The following is a 17,919-nucleotide window of genomic DNA, read 5'->3' as shown; positions in this document are numbered from 1 at the left end:
GTTATTGGGGAGGCGGTTCTGCTGTTGTTGCGGCTTCTTTCAAGCCTTGCCGTACCCGATTGACCAGCGTAACCAGCAGGAGTGCCGCCATCAGCACGAATAATCCATTTATCCATTGGGTATTGAGCAGGCCGAAGGCCACGCCGGTGGCGATCACGCCCAGAACAAATGCGCGATCGCTCTTGCCCATGGGACCGTCGTAGCGCCGTGAGGCGCCGACCATCGACCCCAAGACACCGGCGTATTCGCTGAACAGGGCCAGCAGGGTCACCAGCAGCACCGCCAACAGGCTGACTTCGGGCAACAAGGCAAACGGCAGGATCAGTGCGCTGTCGGCGATGATGTCGCAGAGTTCGTTCAGGTAGGCGCCGAGCTTCGATTGCTGGCCGAACTCCCGGGCGAGCATGCCGTCGATGGCGTTCAGGGCCATGCGCAGGATCATCCAAATGGGGATGATCACGAACACCCAGGCGTGCCCGGCGAAGGTGGCGACTACGGCGCCTACCAGCAGGGAAATTACAGCGGCGCTCAAGGTGACCTGGTTGGCGCTGGTGCCATTGTCGAAGAGGCGTTGGACCACTGGACGCAGCAGGTTCTGGAAGCGGGGCTTGAGTTGGTAGATCGAAGGCATGGTGGCGACGGTCCTTGTCCGAAGGCAGTGAGCGGGGCTAGGGGAATCCTGGGAGCAGGAGAGACCGCTTATTGGCAAAACAGGTGGATTATTGTCAGAAATGATCGGCTCTGACATTAGGCTCCAGATAAAAATGTGCAACCAAGCATTTAAGAAATAGAACGGCTTTTACACAATGCGCTCGCGCAAGCGCTGCCGCTCTTTATTTTGACCGCCTGACGGCCCAGTTACTTTGAGCATCTTTGCAAAGTGATACGGTTTTTAGGAACGGTTGGTTCCCACGACCTTCAGCCAAGGCCAGCGAGCCTGATAACTTTTCGCCTTCTGCTCGAACAAATCGGGTTCGGGATGTGCCGGATTGATCCGAAGCAGGCCTTGTTCGATATCGGTCAGGCCGTAGGGTGCATAGACTTCACCCGTGGCAACATCCAGTCCGATGCAAGTGCCGGCAATAAGGTAACGATCAATGCCTTCTTTGGCCGACTCCAGCCGAGCATAGGTTCTGCCGAACCGTTGGGCATACCAAAGATGGACGCGCGCCTGGTTCTTGATATCGATGTTGACGCCAAGGTCCTGGAAGAGCTGTTGAGTGGCCTGGATAACCTCGTTTTCGGCTTCCCAGGAGAGGTCATTGTCGAAGTAGAAAGCGTCGTAATCCTTGACGCCCCACTCGGCTGGCAGGTCCGAATGCTGATTCCAGACGGCCTGGAACAGACAGCCCGCCGTGAGCATGCATTGACTCAAACCGAGGGATGGCAGGCGTGAGGCGATTTCAGCGTTTACCGGGTTGGCCATGGCCAGGCTGAGCAAACGTTCGGCAGTCAATGTCATCTTCATTCCTTTGGCGTAGATCGAGTCCTGGGCGCCGAGGATAGCTCAAAGGTTATGAAATTTTGTGATGGACATCGACCTTGTCAATGTGCCGCTGGTGGTTCGCAGCCCTTGTTTACAAGCCGTTTTTGGAAAGGCATGCCTCAAGTGCTTCGGTTATCAGGGAAATCAGAATCGGGCCTGAGCTGGACTGCATGTCTTTCCCGATTGCCGATTGTCGCTCTATCACTTTACCGGCGTATTTTGAGTCTCGACCTTTAGACGCCAGCGACGATAGCTCTTCTGAGGAGAAAGACTTCTCATAGGCGGCGGCAAGGTTCTGGTCCCATTTCGGCTGGTACTGCGGGAGTAGCGCAGTGATTTCGCTCGACACGGCTGTGTCTGCCCCGACAGCCCCCAGCTTCGCAACGAGCGTCCCGTAGGTTTGTGTGTGCTTGGCGGCCGATAGTGCGATGGCGGCGAGATCGTCGCCGGCATGGGATTGGGCAACGAAACTGCGGGCTGATTCATGAGCTGTTTCAGCCGCGGCTGTATTCGATAGCGCGAGGAGCAATGTGAAGGCGAGGGTGATGCCAAAGGGTTTCGTCATTGTCGGGCTCCTGAAGGGTTGCGAATAAGCGCTTCGTCTTTTGGACGCTCTCTACAACCAAGCCATCACACCGCCGTGCCGTGAGCAGGTTCCACGCCGATGCTGGCTGAAACTGTAAGTCTTGTCGCGGCACTTGGCCGTGGCACCCTCGGGAGCTCGGTCTGATTTGGTGTGAGCGGGACTGTGTACGGTGTTTCCGTCTTTATTGATATACGAGCCGTGCTCGATCAATTGCGACTCGTTTGGGGTGAAGGCTTGACGATCCGTATCGGACCTGGCGAAAGCGGGTTGGAAAATCAAACAGGCGGCAAGCGCCAGGTAGGCGAGTTTCATGGGCTGACCGATCCTTGGTGTGCTGGAGGAGATTCGTACGGTGGCGATTACCGTACATTTCTTTTCATTAGGATGGTAGCGATTTGGAATCAGTCCGGAGGCAATGTTGGGCGCTTGGCGCCGGGGGCTGTGTAAGCGGTGCTCTTCAGGCAGGTTGCAGATAGATCTTCGTGTATGAGGATGGCGGTGAAGGCCGACCTGGTGAAAAAAAGGCCTGACTAACGGCAGGCCATTACCAGCCTGCACACAAAAAATCTGACACTCTCCGGGCTGAGATCTTTTAGGAAACATCCTTCAAATTAAAAAGATCTTTCATCTGTGTGTCTCTGGCGAGTTCATTCACTCAAATTTTCAGAATGAGCGTGGCGGAAAAAAGGTCAATTTTCCAGAGACCAACAGAAACACTTAAGCGCTCGCGAAAGTTCTTCCCGTGTCTATGATTTCAATCACATCGCAGACCTGCCACCTCGGCTGACGCCGAGCTCCGCGGCAAAGGTCAGTCAGTGTCCTGGCGGTATTTTCACACACACGTTGACAAACAAAGGTTGCACTCTACCATTGCGCAGCCTATAAATATTATAGGTTCGTATGAGCGATAATCTACCGTTGTGGTCACCGAGAGCGCTCGAAAGTCTTGTTCACAGGCTTGCGCAGGACTCTTACCGCGTCATCCTGACTCATCATTTCCTGCAGCGGCTGAAGGAGCGCGGGGTCACGATGGTGGAGGCGCTGAGGTGCTTGCAACGTGGGGTCATCATTAAAGGCCCCACGTACAGTGCTGAACACAAAAGCTTCGAATTCAAGATGTGCGAGCTGCCCCCGCGAGACATCGTGTGTGTGGTCGCAGCGGTGAAGCCGGTTCTTGATCCCGGCGAGGTCATCGCCGTCACCGTATGGGAGGTGAGTGATGTTTGAATACACAGGTAGCGGCCTGGAAGGTATCTATCTGAAAAACGGCTACACGATTGTCGAGTCGTCCTATGGCCAAGGTGTGAAAATCGAGGATGTCGAAGGCCTGCATCGTGCAATTGCACTTGATATCCTTCGGCAGAAAAAGCCCATGACAGGGCATCAGTTTCGATTTCTCAGGAAGGAGCAGGATCTGGTCCAGGAGGAAGCCGCGGCGCTTTTTCGTGTCGACGTGCAGACCATCGCCAATTGGGAGAAAAAAGGCAGCTACCCCGTGCCAGGCGCTTCCGATATCGCGATGCGCGCATGGTTTTCGGCATACATACACGTCAATTACGGTCCGGTGAGGGTCGAGCCCGGCACCCCCGCCGATGAGGGGGCCACTTTCCAGCATTGTCAGGATAAGTGGGTTGAGGCTCATGCGGCCTGATCAGCCGGACTCCTGAGCCTGTCGAAGCTCGTCGATCACCCCCATGAACGCCTCGACCAGCAGGCTGCGTCCTTGCGCGCGAGTGAGTACCAGCAGAGGCGCACAGGCGTCGGGATCGGTCACGGGGCGGTAGGTCACGCCTTTTTTTGCCAGGGTCCGGGTGCAGTGAGGCACCAGTGCAACGCCCTGGCCGGCAGCCACGAGGGCGATGATCGAGGTGATCTGCCGTCCGGCCGGCCCGGGCTGCAAGGGCAGGCCATGGCGTTGGTAGAGGTGCTCGATAATCGTGTTGAGCCCCGAGCCGTAATCGGTCGGATAGCGTATCAACGGGCGCGCACTGAGTTGCGCCAGGGTCACCTGGGATTGATCGGCCAGCGGGTCGTCACTGGAGAGGGCGGCCACCAGTTGCTCCTCGCCCAGGGACAGTGACTGGACCTCGGTTTGCCCGTCGGACGGTGGCAGACGGCTCATGCCGATATCGATGCGCCCGTCGACGATCTGCGCCACCAGGGCACCTGAAGCGCTTTCCACCAATGTCAGTTGAACCTCTGGAAAACGCTGGGCGAAGGCCCGAATGGCCTGGCTGAAAATATCCGACAGGGCAATCGAGCTGGCATAACCCAGGACAAGCTGACCGGCAGTGCCAGCCGCCAATTTGTCGGCGATGACTTTGGCCAGGTCGACTTGCTCCAGCACGGAGCGGGCGTAAGGCAGGAAGGCGCGGCCTTGAGGCGTGAGCGATACGCTGCGGCTGGTGCGGTCGAAAAGGCGAAACCCCAGTTCGACTTCCAGGGCCGAAATCTGCCGGGTCAGGGGCGGTTGGGCAAGGTGCAGGCGCAGTGCTGCACGGCCGAAATGCAGTTCCTCGGCAACGGTCAAGAAGTAACGCAACCTGCGTAGATCGAGCATCCTGGTCCTTGGGTATTGATCGGTTCGAATTTGGTATTGGTCTTTGCCAGTCTGCGTATTCTATAAAGTCTTTTCGTCATAAAACGAGAGGCTCTGTGAGTTAATACAATGACCGATTTGAAAAGCCCACTCACATTGAGCGGGTCGCCACCCGTCGAGACCTCTTTACGTCGTCGGTCCCTGCTGGCGGCCTGTAGCGCCCATGCCGTGCATGACGGCCTGACCGATGTTATCTATGTGTTGCTGCCAATCTGGCAGGCACAGTTCGGCATGAGTTACGCGCAGGTGGGGCTGCTGCGTGGAGCCTATTCCGGGATGATGGCCGGTTTCCAGTTGTTGGCGAGCCGGGCCGCCAGACGCTGGGGGAGAGAGCGTTTGTTGGTGGGTGGCACCGCACTGGCCGGCTTGGCGTACCTGCTCGTCGGCCAGGCCGGAGGGTTGACGATGCTGCTGTTGGCGCTGCTGCTGGGTGGGTTGGGCGCCAGCACCCAGCACCCGCTGGCATCCTCGCTGATCACCGATACCCATGAGGCGGGTGGCGGGGTCAAGGAGGCGCTGTCGCAATACAATTTTTCCGGCGATATCGGCAAGACGTTGCTCCCGGGACTGGTAGGCTTGTTGTTGACGGTCGTCAGTTGGCGCGCCAGTGTCACGCTGATGGGCGTACTTGGCCTGGCTGCCGCCGCGCTGCTGTGGTGGCTGGTTCCGACACAGGCGGCAACGTCGCCCGGGCCTCGGAAAGCCTCCGCGACACCGATAGGCAAAGGCTCCGCCAACGGGCTGCGTGCGCTGCTGCTGACGGGCACGCTGGACAGCGCGGTGCGCATGGGCTTTCTCACCTTCCTGCCTTTCCTGCTGAGCAGCAAGGGGGCTGGGACGGCGGGTATCGGCCTGGCGTTGATGCTGTTGTTCGTGGGCGGCGCGTTCGGCAAGTTGTTCTGCGGTTACCTGGGCGCGCGTATCGGCATGATGAAGACCGTGTGGCTGACGGAATCGGCTACTTCGGTGTTGATCGTGCTGGCGGTATATCTGCCGCTGTCCGGCATGATGGTGATGCTGCCGTTGCTGGGGCTGGTTCTGAACGGGACATCGTCGGTGCTCTATGGTGTAGTGCCGGAGTTGTCGGAAGCGGGCAAGCGCGAGCAGGCATTTGCGCTGTTCTATACCGGAACCATCGGCGGTGGGGCGTTGGCGCCGGTGTTGTTCGGGGGACTGGGTGACCTGACCGGAATCCCGATCGCGGTGATGGCCCTGGCGGCGATGGTGCTGCTGACGCTGCCATTGTCCTGGTGTGTACAGAGGGCGCTGGACCGCTGAAACCACGGTATTCCCGCAGGGAATGCGCGCATGAAAATCATGCATTTCATTTATGACGGCCAATCCCGTAGCGTGTCCTCTCCCACCTATGGATATGGAGATGTGTCGTGCGTGATCCCCGCCTGCAACTGTATGTCGATGCTCAATTCACCAGCCCTTATGCCATGTCGGATTTCGTCGTGCTGCGGGAAAAGGGCATCGACTTCGAACTGATCCCCCTGGACCTCGACACCCTGGAAAACCAGGCTGAAGGCTACGCCAGCCTGTCGCTGACCCAGCGGGTGCCGACCCTGGTGCATGGCGACTTTGCCTTGTCCGAGTCGTCGGCGATTGCCGAGTATCTGGAAGAGACATTCCCGCAGGTGCCGGTTTATCCGCAGGACCGTCAACAGCGCGCGCAGGCCCGGCAGGTCCAGGCCTGGCTGCGCAGTGACCTGATACCGATCCGGCAGGAGCGCTCCACCGTGGTGGTGTTTTATGGCATCAAGTCGGGGCCCTTGTCGCCAGCGGCCGAGGCGGCGACGCGCAAGCTGTTCGCGGCCGCCCAGGCACTGCTGGCGGATGGCCGTGAGCACCTGTTCGGTCAATGGTCGATTGCCGATACCGACCTGGCGCTGATGCTCAACCGGCTGGTCCTCAACGGTGACGACGTGCCACCTGTCCTGGTGGAATATGCGCAACGCCAATGGCAGCGGCCTGCCGTGCAGGAGTGGGTCGGGTTCCAGCGTCCTGCGTTGTAGCTGGCAGTATTGCGCAGCGTTATCTTTTCTTGACGACCAGCGCCACGGCCAGTGCGACGACAACCAGTGCCAGTGCCGTGGCAAAGGTCGTCCGCATGCCGCTGGCGACGGCTTCGGGGGACGCGCTGGTGATGTCGGCTGCCTTTGAAGCGAGCACAAACACCGCACCCAACGCTGATGCTCCAGTGATCAGCCCGAGATTACGCGACAGATTGAGCAGGCCGGAAACGACGCCCCGTTGCTGCGTGCCGACCTCGCCCATGACGGCGCTGTTGTTGGACGCCTGGAACAGGGCATAGCCGATAGTGACAACGACCAGCGGGCTGATGTAGCCGCCCAGCCCGAGGGTCTGCGGCACTAGCGACAGCGCAAGGCAGCCGACGGTCATGGCCATCAGACCGACAACCGTTATGCGCTGTGCGCCAAAGCGGTCTGCCAGTCGGCCCGCCGGCACCCCGGTCAGCGCCGAGACACAAGGCCCGGCTGAGAGCGCCAACCCGACCCCAGCCGCGTCCAATCCCAGCCCTCGCGCCAGATAGAACGGACCGACCACCAGCGTCGCCATCATCACCGCCGAGACGAGCCCGCTCATCAGCAGGCTCCCGCTCAGCCTGAGGTCACGGAACATCACCAGGCGAATCAGCGGCGAAGCGACCTTGGCCTCGGTCAACACGAACAGGCCAAGGCCGAGGGCTGCCATCGCTAGCAGGCTGATATTGAGCAGGCCGAAGTGGCCGCGTCCCAGGGTCATGGCCAGCGCATAGGCCGCCAGTGTCAGCGCCAGTAGCAGTGTACCCAGTGGGTCGAAACCGCTTCGCTCGTGCTGAGTCCTTTGACGATCTGCGGGCAGGTGGCGGTGGCTCAGGATAAACGCCAGCACACCCAGCGGCACACTGATGAGGAAGAGCGCGCGCCAGCCCGGCCCGGCGATCAGGAACCCGCCCAGTGAGGGGCCCAGGGCCGTGCCGATGGCGGACATGGTGCCCAGCAAGCCCATGGCACTGCCGGTGCGGGCCTTGGTCACCGTTTCGCCGACAAACGCCAGGGTCAGGGCCATCATGATCGCCGCGCCGACGCCTTGTAGCGCCCGCGCGCCGATCAGCAGACCCAGCGTGGGGGCGAAACCACAGAGCGTCGAGGCCAGGGTGAACAGGACGATGCCGGTCAGGAGCAGGCGCCGCCGACCGGTGAGGTCACCCAGCCGGCCTACGCTGACGATCAGGGTGGTGATCGTCAGCAGATACGCGAGGACGATCCATTGCACGTTCTGGAAGGACGCGTTGAACGCCTGGGCCAAGGTGGGCAGGCCGACGTTGGCGATGCTGGTGCCAAGGGATGACAGCAGCATCGACAGCGACAAGCCGGCCAGTGCCCAGCGTGCCGACGGTGTGTGTGGCTCGGTGTTCGTCGCGAGCTTTTCGGGTCCTGCAGTGATCGGTTTCATCCGGCTTCTCTTTTCGGCCACTCCCAACGCGGAGCTGTCAGAAATCTACGCCGGCGCCTAACATGGCGGAAGGTGCACCGTTTGCACTGTACTCGTGCGTTTGACGCGCTATCCGAACAGGCCATGCCAAGGGGCGGTCCATGTCCACACCCGATCTCAATCTACTGGTCACCCTGGATGTGCTGCTGGCCGAAGGCAACGTGGCGCGCGCTGCCCGGCGCCTGCATCTCAGCCCCTCGGCAATGAGCCGGGCACTGGCGCGTTTGCGGGAAACCACCGGTGATCCGTTGTTGGTCAGGGCAGGGCGTGGCCTGGTGCCCACGCCCCGGGCACTGGAGTTGCGCGAGCGGGTCGCGCAGTTGGTGCAGGACGCCGAAGCCGTGCTGCGACCTGTCGGGCAGTTGGACCTCAAGCAACTGGTCCGCACGTTCACACTGCGCACCCGTGACGGTTTTGTGGAGAGTTTCGGTCCTGCGCTGCTGGCCCGGATCGCTGAAGAGGCGCCCGGGGTGCGCCTACGCTTCCTGCAGAAACCGGACAAGGACAGCGCGCCACTGCGCGATGGCAGTGTCGATCTGGAAACCGGTGTGGTGGGCAGCAGCCAAGGTCCTGAGTTGCTGACCCAGGCGCTGTTTCGCGATCGCTTTATTGGCGTGGTACGCCGGGAGCATCCGCTGGGTCAGGGTGAAATGACTCCTGCACGGTATGCGGCCGGCCAGCATATCGGTGTTGCGCGGCGAGTGCTCGACAAGGGCGCTGTCGATGAGGCGCTGGAGCGGCTTGGGTTTTCACGGGAGGTGGCTACGTTTGTTGCCGGATTTTCGACTGCGCTGTCGCTGGCCCGATCCACCGATTTGATCGCCACCGTGCCCGAGCGCCACACCGGCAACCTGCGTACCCGTATGCACAGCTTTGAACTTCCGTTCTCGCTGCCGACGTTCACGGTTGCCATGCTCTGGCATCCGCGGCTGGATGCCGATCCCGCGCACCGCTGGCTGCGCGGGTGCCTTCGGCAAGTCTGCGCGCAGCTGAAGTGACTCAGTTCAAGGTGAACTTGATCAGCATATCGTAAGCCAGCTTGAGCAGGGGAATGGTGATGCAGACGAGCAGGATGCTGAGCTGCCAGCGCAGGATCTTGTTCTGTGAGTCCATTTCAGCAACGGATACCTGGAATTTTGCACCTTGTTCTGTAATGGCCTCTCGCAGTTCTGCGCCTTGCTTCGTCATGGCCTCTCGCAGCTCCGCGCCCTGCTTCGTCATGGCTTCTCGCAGTTCTGTGCCTTGCTTCGTCATGGACTCTCGCAGTTCCGCGCCTTGCTCCTTTATGGAGGCTCGCAGTTCTGCACCCTGTTCATTGATCAGTGCGCGCAGTTCGGTGCCCAGTGAGCGAACTTCTGAGCCCAATTCCGTAATCGACGTTTGCAACTGGGTCTCGGTGCGGAGCAGATCAGACTTTGTCGCGAATTTTTCCATATCCGACTCCCAGGCATTTACAACCGCCTTGGCCTTGTTCGGAGGGACGCTGATGCTCGTCAGTGCGTCGTATAAGTTCATCGATAGCTTCATCGTATCTCCTGCAAGGGACAAGTGACCAGAAGGCACCGCCTGACGGCAGGCTCCCGTCAAAAGCGAGGGCTGGGCAGGCGCTGTCGGGGGCAGCGGTCCAGATTCAGATAATCGACGTAAAGCTAGGGAGTGGAAAGTCGGACATTTCCTATGAGATAGCAGGACCAGGCCTGGCTTTTTGCGTGCAAATCAACGTGGCTGCCGGGGGATGCAGCCAGCCGTTGATCAGCGATTGAACTTAGTCGCGCAGCATGCTGGTGCCGTACTCACGGAAGCTGCTGCCCAGGTTCGAGGCGCCAAAACTCTGGGTGACCGGTTTGCTGTCGTAGTGCTGGTTACAGCTTTCGGTATAGCAGGCACTGTTGCTGGTCATCGTGCTCGTGCCGGAGCAGGCGCTCAACAGCAGGGCGCTCATTACCAGCGCGACTTTGACGAGGTTCGGCTTCATGGTTCGGTTTCCCCTGGCTGGATACGATGCACGATTAACACCTTGTTCATCTTACGCCGCTTGAACGCTTTGCTGGATGAAACATTTCGTCTGTGGGGCAAAAGGCTGTACAGGGGAGTTTTCTTCAATACCGCCGCCCGTGCGCATGGGTACCTTCAGCCCCGACATCCACTCATGCAGAAGGTAGACGATGAGCATTCTTGTTTCCATGGCGGCCTTTGCGCTGGCCTCTTCCATCACCCCCGGCCCGGTCAATATCGTGGCCCTGAGCGCCGGTGCACAGTTCGGCTGGCGTGCCAGCTTGCGGCACGTGACGGGCGCGACCCTGGGCTTCACCCTGTTGCTGGTCCTGATCGGCCTCGGGTTGAATGAGCTGCTGTTGTTCGTGCCGAGTTTGACCCGGGTGATCCAGCTGGCCGGTGTGGCGTTCCTGTTGTACATGGCCTTGAAGCTGGCGCTCGACGATGGCGGTCTCAATACCAGCCAGTCCGGCAAACAGCCGACGATGACGGTCGGCGCGGTGATGCAGTGGCTCAATCCCAAGGCCTGGCTGGCCTGCGTGGCGGGGATGGGGGCGTTTGCGGCCAATGGCGAAGCGCGGTTGGTGTGGCAATTCGCGGCGGTGTACTTCGTGATCTGCTACGGCTCGATTGCCTGTTGGGGATTTGCCGGAACCTTTCTGCGGCACTATCTGGACAATCCCAAGGGCATGCGCCTGTTCAATCGGCTGATGGCCTTGTTGCTGGCCCTCAGCGCGATCTACCTGTTGCTGCCTTGAGGCGAATCAACCGCGATACTGCCCCGGTGTCGCGGCCAGGTGTTGTTTGAATGCCCGTTGGAAGTGCGCCTGGTCGGCGAAGCCGGCCTCCAGCGCGACGTCGGCGATCAGGCCGCCACGGCGCAGCCGATTGCGTGCGTACTGGATGCGCCGGTTGACCAGGAAGGCGTGGGGCGTCATGCCGTAATGCTGTTTGAAGGCGCGGGTCAGGTACGACGCCGACAACTGCGCGGCCTGGCAGATGTCTTCCAGCTTCAGGGCTTCGGTGCAGTGTTTATGAATGTAGGCCGCAGCCCGTTCCAGTTTCTGGTTGATCTCCCGAGCCGGCCGTGGCGCCGGGTTCAAACGGTGCTGCAGCAGGGTGAAGAACTCGACCAGGGCGCACTGTTTTTCCAGGAGCGCGAGCTCGTCGTCCACCAGGGTTTCGTACAGGCTGTTCAAGCCTTCATAGAGTGCCGGATCGCGGGTATGGGGCGTGGAAAATGCCCGGAAGTCCAGATCCGGGCTGAACCCCAGTTCATGTTGCAGTGATGTCAGCCAGGCTATTTCGACATAGAACATGCGATAGGCCCAGGGCTGGTCTTCGATGGGGTTGCAGGCATGCACCTCACCCGGATTCATCAGCACCACGGTGCCGGCCGCGACCCGCCATTGGTTCTGCTCGTTGATGTAGGTGCTCTGGCCGTGGGTGATCGCACCGATCGAGAAGTGTTCGTGGGAATGCCGGGAATAGCAGACCTTGCGGCCGTCCTGGATCGAGCGGGCCTCGATGAAGGGCAGGCGTTCGTCCCGCCAGAAGTAGGGGGCCTTGTCATCAGGGACGGTTGAGGACGATTTACTCATGAGCGGGTCCGGTGCGAGATGATTCGGGGCGGCGACTGGTCTGTAGCGTAGCCTGTTCCTGCAGAAGTCGAAGCGGTTCCGGTCTTTCCAGGGTTTGCCAAGCCTGGGCATGAGCCGCCTCGGCGGCTGTCAGCCAGAGGCCTGCTTGCAGTTGCAAGGGTTCGCACGGCCACTCCAGTATCTCTTTCAAGGCGATCTTCACACGAGTACCCGGGTCGGAGCCATCCCGCTGATCCCAGTCCGCTTCGAACTGGCGCAAGTGCAGGGCGTCGGCAGCAAAGTCGATGAGCTGTGGTCGGTTGCCCAGCCAGCCGGGTGCGGTGCGCAAGGTGTGTGCCTCGACATCCAGCAGCAGGAGTTTCCAGGCGCTGCGATTGTAGCTGTCAGCGAAGTTGCGATGGTCGAGATAGAGTCGGGTCAGCGCAAGGTAGCGTCCCTTCGGCGACCAGGCCATGGAGGGGGCCAGGTCCGACAGGGCACAGCCGGAAGCGGTCAGCAGGTGTCCGCCCAGGCGAGCAATATGCCCGCGCCCCAGATCGTCGCCGTATTCGGTACTGGTGCCGAACAGCCAGGCGGCGTCCAGGCCGGTCGGGGAGGGTTGGATAAACTCGCCTTCGGCGCTGGCGATCTGTGGCTGCTTGACCCAACGCCAGGCGGGCAAATCTTGCAGGTTGTCGCCACTCAATTGCAGTCTGCACAGCTCGTAGTAGAGGCGCGAGTCTTCGCGGTATCGGCAGAACTCGGCGGCTTGGGACGCATCAGGGACGGCTTCGGTAAAACGTTGCAGCGGCGTACTGGCGACGTCCCGCGGCAGGCGCCCGACAATCACTGCGACGCTCAGCGTCGCCGCCTTGAAATCCACCAGCCCGGCGACCCGCATCGGTGGACTCTCGATCAGCCGATGTTGCCGGGGATCGGCCACCATCACGCGGTCGGGCACCGCCGGATACAGGGCAAACGGTACCAGCGCCAGATAATGGGAGCAGTCGCTCACTCGATGATCCAGGCGCCAAAGGCCGGGCAGGGTCCAGTCACCGATCCGGCACTGGTAGCCGGCTGAGTCGTCCTGATCGTCCTGGAGCAAGGTGAAGTGGGCGTGGGTGCCATTCGCCAGCGGCTCTGACTCGATGGTTACGCTGGCCGTGCTCCCGTCGCTGTCCAGCGGCAGGACCAGGCGGATACGGGGCCTGTTCCATTCGGCAGTCTGCTCGCGGCCCAGAGGGTCGTGGCCGACCAGAATCTGCGAGTCACTGTGGATACTGTGCAACTGGTAGCCGTAATGTCCGTTGTCGGGTTGCGACAGCGGCAGCTCGCTCTCCAGCCAGACCTGCTGCTCGTCCAGCGCCACCGGTTGGCTCCAGTATCCGCTAGGGCTGCGGTTGTCGCGGCTCCAGGGGCTGCGCAGGGGGCGCCAGCCCCGATCCTGCTGCCAGAGCCATAGCGCTTGGTGCGGCTCTGACGAGTCCAGTGTGCGGGCCCGACAGATCAGGCTGCGGTTGTCAGCGCTCCAGACAATCGGCGTCTGGGCCGAGATCAACAAGAATGAAGGGGCGTTATCGACGCTGAGCCGGTAATCGGGATGGTTGATCGGGTGGGTCGGTTGGTCCAGTTCCCTCAGGCTATCGGGCAGGGTCAGTTGGCCATTTAGCCGATGCCGACCATCGGGGGAGCGATATTCGATCTGTTGCCGGGCCAGGGCTTGTTGCCAGTTGCCCGGTTCCAGCCAGAGATCGCTGACTGGGAGCAGGTCGATGGCTTGGGCGTCTTGCAATAACTCTTCAAGGGAGTGCTGGTGGGAACCGTTGTCCACCAACGGACTGTAACGCCCACCGAGGCCTTGCTCATTGAAAGTGTCCAGTTCCCAGAACTGATCCGCCTGGCAGCGATAGAGGCGGTGCAAGGTGCGGTCGAGGATTACCAGGCCCCAACTGCTGCGCGACGGAATGGGGGCGGCGAAGTAGCGGGCGTCACTGGAAAAGCGCGCCGAGGCGCCCAGTCCTTCGAGCAGGGTGCCGTCGGGAAACAGGTAGTCGCACATCACCGGGCCGCCCATGGCGATTTCGCCGTGGTTGAACACCCGGATCGGCTCGCCTTCGGGCGTCAGTGTTGGCTCCTGGCCACCCCAGGCACTGGCACCGCTGCCAGCGGGTGGGGTCTGCGTGGTGGGCTTTACCAGGCCCAGGTGCTTCTCCCAAATGCTCACGCAAGCCAGCCCGGGGAAAATCGCCAGGCAGGCAGCCGCGATGTCCCAGTAATCGGGCAGTGCCCGGCCGAGGCTGAAGCCCAGGCCAAAAACCGCCGAGATCATCAGCCGGGCAAAGGCTCGTCCGCCTTTGGGCCAACCGACGTTCACACAGACCCACATCGCCCCGGCGCAGACGATGACCACGGCCAGGGCGAGCAAGGGCGGGAGGATCGTGACGAAGACCATCGGCACCAGCAGTACCAGGAGCAGCCACAGCAGTTCGAGCAACAGGCGGCCGATGTTTTTGTTCTCGCGGGTTGGGGGGCGTGCGGCGCTCACGGGTGACGTCCTGTTCGACGGAGGCGGAGCGCGATTATGCCGGTTTGGGTGCGCGGCGGCACCTTTGGGCTTATGGCGACGGATTGGACTCCGCTTGTGGCTGATCGAGCAGGGCCGTCGAAGTCACATCACTGCCAGCGAGGCAGACTGACGGGCCCAGTTCAGCCAGGTGATAGGCGCGCAGGAACAGGCACTCGAGCACGACAGCACGTGGCCCGAAGAATCGGGCCACGGTATCAGGGCTTACTTTGACGCTTGGTCGCGGCTCTTGAGGTTCTTCTCGGACTTGTAGCGCAGGGCCACATCCGGTACGCCACCGCTCTTGCCGGTTTCGATCCAGTTGCGGATCCGGCTGGCATCGGCGAAATGAGTGTACTTGCCGAACGCATCGAGAATCACCAACGCCACCGGGCGACCGCCCATGTTGGTGACCAGTACCAGGCAGTGACCGGCCTGGTTGGTGAAGCCGGTCTTGGTGATCTTGATGTCCCAGTTGTCTTTATTGACCAGATGGTCGGTGTTGTGAAAGCCCAGGGTGTAGTTGGGCTTGCGGAACGCCACGGTCTTTTCCCTGGTGGTGCTCAGTTCGCTCAACATCGGATAGTGACGCGCGGCCATCAGCAACTTGCTGAGGTCACGGGCGGTGGAGACGTTATGGACCGACAGGCCGGTGGGTTCCACATAGTGGGTATTGATCATGCCCAGGGACCTGGCCTTGGCATTCATCGCCGCGATAAAGGCCGCGTAGCCGCCCGGGTAGTGGTGGGCGAGACTGGCCGCCGCACGGTTTTCCGAAGACATCAGGGCGATCAGCATCATTTCCTTGCGCGGCAGCTCGCTGTTGAGCTTGACCCGGGAGAACACGCCTTTCATTTCCGGGGTATCGGCGATGTTCACCGAGATGTACTGGTCCATCGGCAGCTTGGCGTCCAGCACCACCATGGCGGTCATCAGCTTGGTCACCGAGGCGATCGGCACGATCACGTCCGGGTTGCTGGAGTAAAGGGTCTTGTTGGTTTGCAGATCGACGACCAGGGCGCTGCCGGAAGCGACTTGCAGATGATGGGTATCACGGGGGGCGGAGACGGTCTCGCGGGCTTCTACGTTAGGGGTGATGGCGGCGCCTGCCAGGACAAAAACCAGGCCGAAGATGGAATGACGAATGTTCACGCGGATGGACTCGCAAAAAATAATGGGTAAACCGTAGGTAACGGGTCGTTCTCAAAAAAACGTTACATTTTATGAATATAGTTCAGAAAGTTGCCACACCTCTGTAGATATTGGGCTTAACTGACACAAAATTTACTCTTGTACCAATGTTGTACCCATTCTCTCTTCGAGCTTCCTGATCTCGGTCCAATCCGTGGTGAGCTAAGCCAGCATGCATAGGTCGGCAGGAGGACCTGAACGCTGTGTCCTAACTGGCCGGCGATGAAGGCTGGATGCATGCTGGCCATAAGACACATAGTAGCGTACGTATGGCGGCAGTTGTATGGATTGCGCCCTCTTATTTTCAGGCTTTTCGGTGCCTTTTCGAACGGGCTGGTCGGGGTCGTGACGCGCTGAGTTTCCTGCCGGTTGGAACACGAATGGAAACGACTTGCGGACGCGTCGGCGGTCGTTGTCGCGCTTCTTTGCTATGTTTGCCAGGACGCCGGATAAGTGATGGCTATTTAATTGTGTACCCAGCCTGATACGTGGTGGTACGGGCCTCGCGGACCGATTAGCATCGGCGCTTGCGACGTAATCGACGCGATCCAATGACTCAGGAGTCCGGCAATGCCGAAGGGTTTGATCAGCAGGGATTACCTGCCCATGGTGGTCTGGGCGGGGATGGTGGCGGTACTGTTGCTGGGCTTTGCCTTCTTTCCGAAATCGGCGGATTGGTATGGCTGGATCCAGGCCGTGGGTCTTGTGGTCGGCCTGATGGTGGCTATCAGTGTGCCGGCGATCCAGCGCAAGCAGGAGTTCCAGGAGCAGCGCAAGCAACGCCGTGAGCGCGAGGTGGGTTATGCGCGGCGGTTGCACTATTTCGGCATCGAACTGCTGGACCTGCTGGGGCGTATCAGCGCTAATCTCGCTCACCTGCGGGCGTCGGACCGGCATCGCTGCCAGCGCACTCTCGAGGATTTCCTGCATCGCCTGTTCGAGTCGCACAAGGATGACCTGAACGACGACCGGATCGTCATCAGCCATGAACTGCGCCAGGTGACCCAGGCACTGATCGACGAGTTGGAAAGTGGTCGCAGCGACCGCGTGGTGATGATCGAACTGGAGAAGCGCCTGCAGAAGCTCGCCCATCGGGCCCAGGTCAATGCCGCCCTGGCCGAGCGCGGCTGATCAGCGCGCGCCCATAAAAAAGCCCGCAACGAATGCGGGCAAAGGGGTGTGCGGAGCAACGCACGTTTTCGGGAATCTTGGGCCGATCAGGCGTTCAGTGCAGAGAGGTTCATGCTTTGCGACGAAGTCTTGGCTGCCCGCAGCGAGGTGAACGGTCCGCTGATCGGTACACCGTCTCGAACCAGGTACCAGCAGGCGAGCAGGCCCAGCTCTCTGAGCGAGGCGGGAACGGCACTGCCGATTACGGACATGATTTGTACCTTGGCCATGAGGACCTCCATCAATCTATGGAGCTACCTTAAGGCCCGGCCCGATCGGAGGAAAATCATCGCGCTCGATAGTGGACATCGACGAGATCGACAGGCGGCAATAGAGTGCGTCAGTCGACGACCTGGTCGAGCATCTTCAGCACTTCCTGCTCATTCAGCAGCCCTTTGCGGACCAGATTCTCGGCCAGCAAGGAGAGGAATTTGGCCGTGCGGTGGCCTTCGAGCTGCTTGAGCTCGGTGAGGGCGCTGTAGACCTTGCTGGATGTGCAGAGGCCAGCGGTACGATGTGGGTTCTGCGTAGGCATGGTTCGTCCTTGTTCTTATCATTCAGCCTGATCTTGCTGATCGGGCATGGCATAAATATGACAGTCGTATTAAGGCCCGTCCTGGGCGACGACAGGTCATATCATGCCTTTTATTGCCGCTGGGCGGTTGTCTTGCCTGCGACCTTTGCTGGCGCAATTCAGACATCGACGCTTGGATATCGCAAAAAAAAGCCCCGCTCTTGCGAGCAGGGCCTGGCTGTTCTGCCTGTCGATTACCAGCGTGGGCCACCGCCGTAGTAATGCGGATGACCGTAGTACACCGGACGGCCATAGTAGCCACCCTGGACGTAGACCGGGGCCGGCTGGACATAGACCGGTTGTTGGACATAGACCGGAGGCGGCTGCTGTACATAGACCGGGGCCGGTTGCACATACACGGGCTGCTGAACATAAGCCGGGCGGCTCTCTGACATCACCGAACCGACGATGGCTCCGCCGATCACGCCACCCAACAAGGCAGGGCCGACCCAGTTGCCACCATGGGCAGAGGCCTGGCCTGCGACAGCGAGTGCACCAACGAGCAAGGCTATCTTGGGGATTGTACGAATCATGATTATTCCTCGGGTTCCAACCCCAGCGCTTGTTGTCTGCAATAGACTCAAGGACTGTCGTGGGGATACTTCTATGACAACGACTTTCTGAAAAATTGCACAGCCGTTGAGTAAATTTTGTGTAAGGTTCTTGGCGCGGCT

General features: G+C 60.4%; 22 protein-coding genes. 7 read left to right on the top strand and 15 right to left on the bottom strand.

Features of this window, described 5'->3' with window-relative positions; all coding sequences use genetic code 11:
* Position 1 precedes the first annotated feature (1 nt).
* The 4 genes from HX830_RS25780 to HX830_RS25765 form a co-directional block, all read right to left on the bottom strand.
* On the bottom strand, positions 2–631 hold the full coding sequence (locus HX830_RS25780) for a CDP-alcohol phosphatidyltransferase family protein (RefSeq protein WP_177103442.1): 630 nt from the start codon (positions 629–631) through the stop codon (positions 2–4).
* Between the two features lie 261 nt (positions 632–892).
* Complete coding sequence (locus HX830_RS25775; protein WP_177103440.1) at positions 893–1,462, bottom strand: nucleotidyltransferase family protein; 570 nt, start codon at positions 1,460–1,462, stop codon at positions 893–895.
* A gap of 115 nt (positions 1,463–1,577) precedes the next feature.
* The gene (locus tag HX830_RS25770; protein WP_103498339.1) at positions 1,578–2,051 is read right to left on the bottom strand and encodes a hypothetical protein; all 474 of its coding nucleotides are present in this window, start codon (positions 2,049–2,051) and stop codon (positions 1,578–1,580) included.
* 51 nt (positions 2,052–2,102) lie between these two features.
* Positions 2,103–2,384, bottom strand: a complete 282-nt coding sequence (locus HX830_RS25765) for a DUF3761 domain-containing protein (protein ID WP_177103438.1) — start codon at positions 2,382–2,384, stop codon at positions 2,103–2,105.
* A gap of 588 nt (positions 2,385–2,972) precedes the next feature.
* On the opposite strand from HX830_RS25765, the gene HX830_RS25760 reads away from it, so the two are divergent.
* Positions 2,973–3,299, top strand: a complete 327-nt coding sequence (locus HX830_RS25760; protein ID WP_177103436.1) for a DUF4258 domain-containing protein — start codon at positions 2,973–2,975, stop codon at positions 3,297–3,299.
* Positions 3,292–3,723 (top strand): helix-turn-helix domain-containing protein, encoded by a 432-nt coding sequence (locus HX830_RS25755; RefSeq protein ID WP_177103434.1) that lies wholly within the window; start codon positions 3,292–3,294, stop codon positions 3,721–3,723. The genes HX830_RS25760 and HX830_RS25755 overlap by 8 nt, the downstream gene beginning before the upstream one ends.
* Here HX830_RS25755 and HX830_RS25750 read toward each other — a convergent pair whose 3' ends face one another.
* Positions 3,724–4,632 carry a LysR family transcriptional regulator gene (locus tag HX830_RS25750; protein WP_177103432.1) on the bottom strand — a complete coding sequence of 303 codons (909 nt, stop codon included), beginning with the start codon at positions 4,630–4,632 and terminating at the stop codon, positions 3,724–3,726.
* A gap of 108 nt (positions 4,633–4,740) precedes the next feature.
* Here HX830_RS25750 and HX830_RS25745 point away from each other — a divergent pair, with 108 nt between their 5' ends.
* Both HX830_RS25745 and yfcF read left to right on the top strand, forming a co-directional pair.
* A complete protein-coding gene (locus HX830_RS25745; protein ID WP_177103430.1) occupies positions 4,741–5,949 on the top strand; it encodes an MFS transporter in 1,209 nt (402 codons plus the stop codon).
* Between the two features lie 107 nt (positions 5,950–6,056).
* On the top strand, positions 6,057–6,689 hold the full coding sequence (gene yfcF / locus HX830_RS25740; protein WP_177103428.1) for a glutathione transferase: 633 nt from the start codon (positions 6,057–6,059) through the stop codon (positions 6,687–6,689).
* A 19-nt stretch (positions 6,690–6,708) separates the two neighbouring features.
* Here yfcF and HX830_RS25735 read toward each other — a convergent pair whose 3' ends face one another.
* The gene (locus tag HX830_RS25735) at positions 6,709–8,133 is read right to left on the bottom strand and encodes an MFS transporter (RefSeq protein WP_177103426.1); all 1,425 of its coding nucleotides are present in this window, start codon (positions 8,131–8,133) and stop codon (positions 6,709–6,711) included.
* A 140-nt stretch (positions 8,134–8,273) separates the two neighbouring features.
* On the opposite strand from HX830_RS25735, the gene HX830_RS25730 reads away from it, so the two are divergent.
* On the top strand, positions 8,274–9,170 hold the full coding sequence (locus tag HX830_RS25730) for a LysR family transcriptional regulator (RefSeq protein WP_177103424.1): 897 nt from the start codon (positions 8,274–8,276) through the stop codon (positions 9,168–9,170).
* A gap of 1 nt (position 9,171) precedes the next feature.
* On the opposite strand, the gene HX830_RS25725 is transcribed toward HX830_RS25730, so the two are convergent.
* The 3 genes from HX830_RS25725 to HX830_RS25715 all read right to left on the bottom strand — a co-directional run bounded on the left by HX830_RS25725 (position 9,172) and on the right by HX830_RS25715 (position 10,345).
* The gene (locus HX830_RS25725; protein WP_177103422.1) at positions 9,172–9,699 is read right to left on the bottom strand and encodes a DUF1640 domain-containing protein; all 528 of its coding nucleotides are present in this window, start codon (positions 9,697–9,699) and stop codon (positions 9,172–9,174) included.
* A 238-nt stretch (positions 9,700–9,937) separates the two neighbouring features.
* Positions 9,938–10,147, bottom strand: coding sequence for a hypothetical protein (locus tag HX830_RS25720; protein WP_103498347.1), 210 nt, complete (start codon positions 10,145–10,147; stop codon positions 9,938–9,940).
* Positions 10,148–10,198: 51 nt separating this feature from the next.
* Positions 10,199–10,345, bottom strand: a complete 147-nt coding sequence (locus HX830_RS25715) for a hypothetical protein (RefSeq protein ID WP_177103420.1) — start codon at positions 10,343–10,345, stop codon at positions 10,199–10,201.
* Between HX830_RS25715 and HX830_RS25710 the strand changes: the two genes are divergently transcribed.
* Positions 10,338–10,925 carry a LysE family translocator gene (locus tag HX830_RS25710; RefSeq protein ID WP_103498348.1) on the top strand — a complete coding sequence of 196 codons (588 nt, stop codon included), beginning with the start codon at positions 10,338–10,340 and terminating at the stop codon, positions 10,923–10,925. The two genes, HX830_RS25715 and HX830_RS25710, sit on opposite strands and share 8 nt — an antisense overlap.
* Positions 10,926–10,931: 6 nt before the next feature.
* On the opposite strand, the gene HX830_RS25705 is transcribed toward HX830_RS25710, so the two are convergent.
* The 3 genes from HX830_RS25705 to pbpG form a co-directional block, all read right to left on the bottom strand.
* Positions 10,932–11,768, bottom strand: a complete 837-nt coding sequence (locus HX830_RS25705; protein WP_177103418.1) for an AraC family transcriptional regulator — start codon at positions 11,766–11,768, stop codon at positions 10,932–10,934.
* On the bottom strand, positions 11,761–14,292 hold the full coding sequence (locus tag HX830_RS25700) for a hypothetical protein (protein ID WP_371317544.1): 2,532 nt from the start codon (positions 14,290–14,292) through the stop codon (positions 11,761–11,763). Before HX830_RS25700 ends, HX830_RS25705 begins: the two co-directional genes overlap by 8 nt.
* Before the next feature lie 243 nt (positions 14,293–14,535).
* Positions 14,536–15,462 (bottom strand): D-alanyl-D-alanine endopeptidase, encoded by a 927-nt coding sequence (pbpG, locus tag HX830_RS25695; protein WP_177103416.1) that lies wholly within the window; start codon positions 15,460–15,462, stop codon positions 14,536–14,538.
* A 609-nt stretch (positions 15,463–16,071) separates the two neighbouring features.
* Here pbpG and HX830_RS25690 point away from each other — a divergent pair.
* On the top strand, positions 16,072–16,632 hold the full coding sequence (locus HX830_RS25690; RefSeq protein WP_152737514.1) for a hypothetical protein: 561 nt from the start codon (positions 16,072–16,074) through the stop codon (positions 16,630–16,632).
* An 86-nt stretch (positions 16,633–16,718) separates the two neighbouring features.
* Here HX830_RS25690 and HX830_RS25685 read toward each other — a convergent pair whose 3' ends face one another.
* The 3 genes from HX830_RS25685 to HX830_RS25675 all read right to left on the bottom strand — a co-directional run bounded on the left by HX830_RS25685 (position 16,719) and on the right by HX830_RS25675 (position 17,778).
* Positions 16,719–16,901 (bottom strand): hypothetical protein, encoded by a 183-nt coding sequence (locus HX830_RS25685; protein ID WP_152737515.1) that lies wholly within the window; start codon positions 16,899–16,901, stop codon positions 16,719–16,721.
* A 110-nt stretch (positions 16,902–17,011) separates the two neighbouring features.
* Positions 17,012–17,206 carry a hypothetical protein gene (locus tag HX830_RS25680; RefSeq protein WP_100942792.1) on the bottom strand — a complete coding sequence of 65 codons (195 nt, stop codon included), beginning with the start codon at positions 17,204–17,206 and terminating at the stop codon, positions 17,012–17,014.
* A 233-nt stretch (positions 17,207–17,439) separates the two neighbouring features.
* Positions 17,440–17,778, bottom strand: coding sequence for a hypothetical protein (locus HX830_RS25675; protein ID WP_103498353.1), 339 nt, complete (start codon positions 17,776–17,778; stop codon positions 17,440–17,442).
* Between the last annotated feature and the right edge of the window lie 141 nt (positions 17,779–17,919).

This window comes from Pseudomonas gingeri (assembly GCF_013385425.1).
In the GTDB taxonomy this organism is placed as follows: domain Bacteria; phylum Pseudomonadota; class Gammaproteobacteria; order Pseudomonadales; family Pseudomonadaceae; genus Aquipseudomonas; species Aquipseudomonas gingeri_D.
The sequence above is the reverse complement of the archived record's forward strand: the minus strand, read 5'-3'. Positions and strand labels throughout refer to the sequence as shown.

What these genes read in the sequence shown, in the direction of transcription:
- HX830_RS25780 (WP_177103442.1), bottom strand. Translation starts at nt 631, where the DNA reads ATGCCTTCGATCTACCAACTCAAGCCCCGCTTCCAGAACCTGCTGCGT.
- HX830_RS25775 (WP_177103440.1), bottom strand. Translation starts at nt 1,462, where the DNA reads ATGACATTGACTGCCGAACGTTTGCTCAGCCTGGCCATGGCCAACCCG.
- HX830_RS25770 (WP_103498339.1), bottom strand. Translation starts at nt 2,051, where the DNA reads ATGACGAAACCCTTTGGCATCACCCTCGCCTTCACATTGCTCCTCGCG.
- HX830_RS25765 (WP_177103438.1), bottom strand. Translation starts at nt 2,384, where the DNA reads ATGAAACTCGCCTACCTGGCGCTTGCCGCCTGTTTGATTTTCCAACCC.
- HX830_RS25760 (WP_177103436.1), top strand. Translation starts at nt 2,973, where the DNA reads ATGAGCGATAATCTACCGTTGTGGTCACCGAGAGCGCTCGAAAGTCTT.
- HX830_RS25755 (WP_177103434.1), top strand. Translation starts at nt 3,292, where the DNA reads ATGTTTGAATACACAGGTAGCGGCCTGGAAGGTATCTATCTGAAAAAC.
- HX830_RS25750 (WP_177103432.1), bottom strand. Translation starts at nt 4,632, where the DNA reads ATGCTCGATCTACGCAGGTTGCGTTACTTCTTGACCGTTGCCGAGGAA.
- HX830_RS25745 (WP_177103430.1), top strand. Translation starts at nt 4,741, where the DNA reads ATGACCGATTTGAAAAGCCCACTCACATTGAGCGGGTCGCCACCCGTC.
- HX830_RS25735 (WP_177103426.1), bottom strand. Translation starts at nt 8,133, where the DNA reads ATGAAACCGATCACTGCAGGACCCGAAAAGCTCGCGACGAACACCGAG.
- HX830_RS25730 (WP_177103424.1), top strand. Translation starts at nt 8,274, where the DNA reads ATGTCCACACCCGATCTCAATCTACTGGTCACCCTGGATGTGCTGCTG.
- HX830_RS25725 (WP_177103422.1), bottom strand. Translation starts at nt 9,699, where the DNA reads ATGAAGCTATCGATGAACTTATACGACGCACTGACGAGCATCAGCGTC.
- HX830_RS25720 (WP_103498347.1), bottom strand. Translation starts at nt 10,147, where the DNA reads ATGAAGCCGAACCTCGTCAAAGTCGCGCTGGTAATGAGCGCCCTGCTG.
- HX830_RS25710 (WP_103498348.1), top strand. Translation starts at nt 10,338, where the DNA reads ATGAGCATTCTTGTTTCCATGGCGGCCTTTGCGCTGGCCTCTTCCATC.
- HX830_RS25715 (WP_177103420.1), bottom strand. Translation starts at nt 10,345, where the DNA reads ATGCTCATCGTCTACCTTCTGCATGAGTGGATGTCGGGGCTGAAGGTA.
- HX830_RS25705 (WP_177103418.1), bottom strand. Translation starts at nt 11,768, where the DNA reads ATGAGTAAATCGTCCTCAACCGTCCCTGATGACAAGGCCCCCTACTTC.
- HX830_RS25690 (WP_152737514.1), top strand. Translation starts at nt 16,072, where the DNA reads ATGCCGAAGGGTTTGATCAGCAGGGATTACCTGCCCATGGTGGTCTGG.
- HX830_RS25685 (WP_152737515.1), bottom strand. Translation starts at nt 16,901, where the DNA reads ATGGCCAAGGTACAAATCATGTCCGTAATCGGCAGTGCCGTTCCCGCC.
- HX830_RS25680 (WP_100942792.1), bottom strand. Translation starts at nt 17,206, where the DNA reads ATGCCTACGCAGAACCCACATCGTACCGCTGGCCTCTGCACATCCAGC.
- HX830_RS25675 (WP_103498353.1), bottom strand. Translation starts at nt 17,778, where the DNA reads ATGATTCGTACAATCCCCAAGATAGCCTTGCTCGTTGGTGCACTCGCT.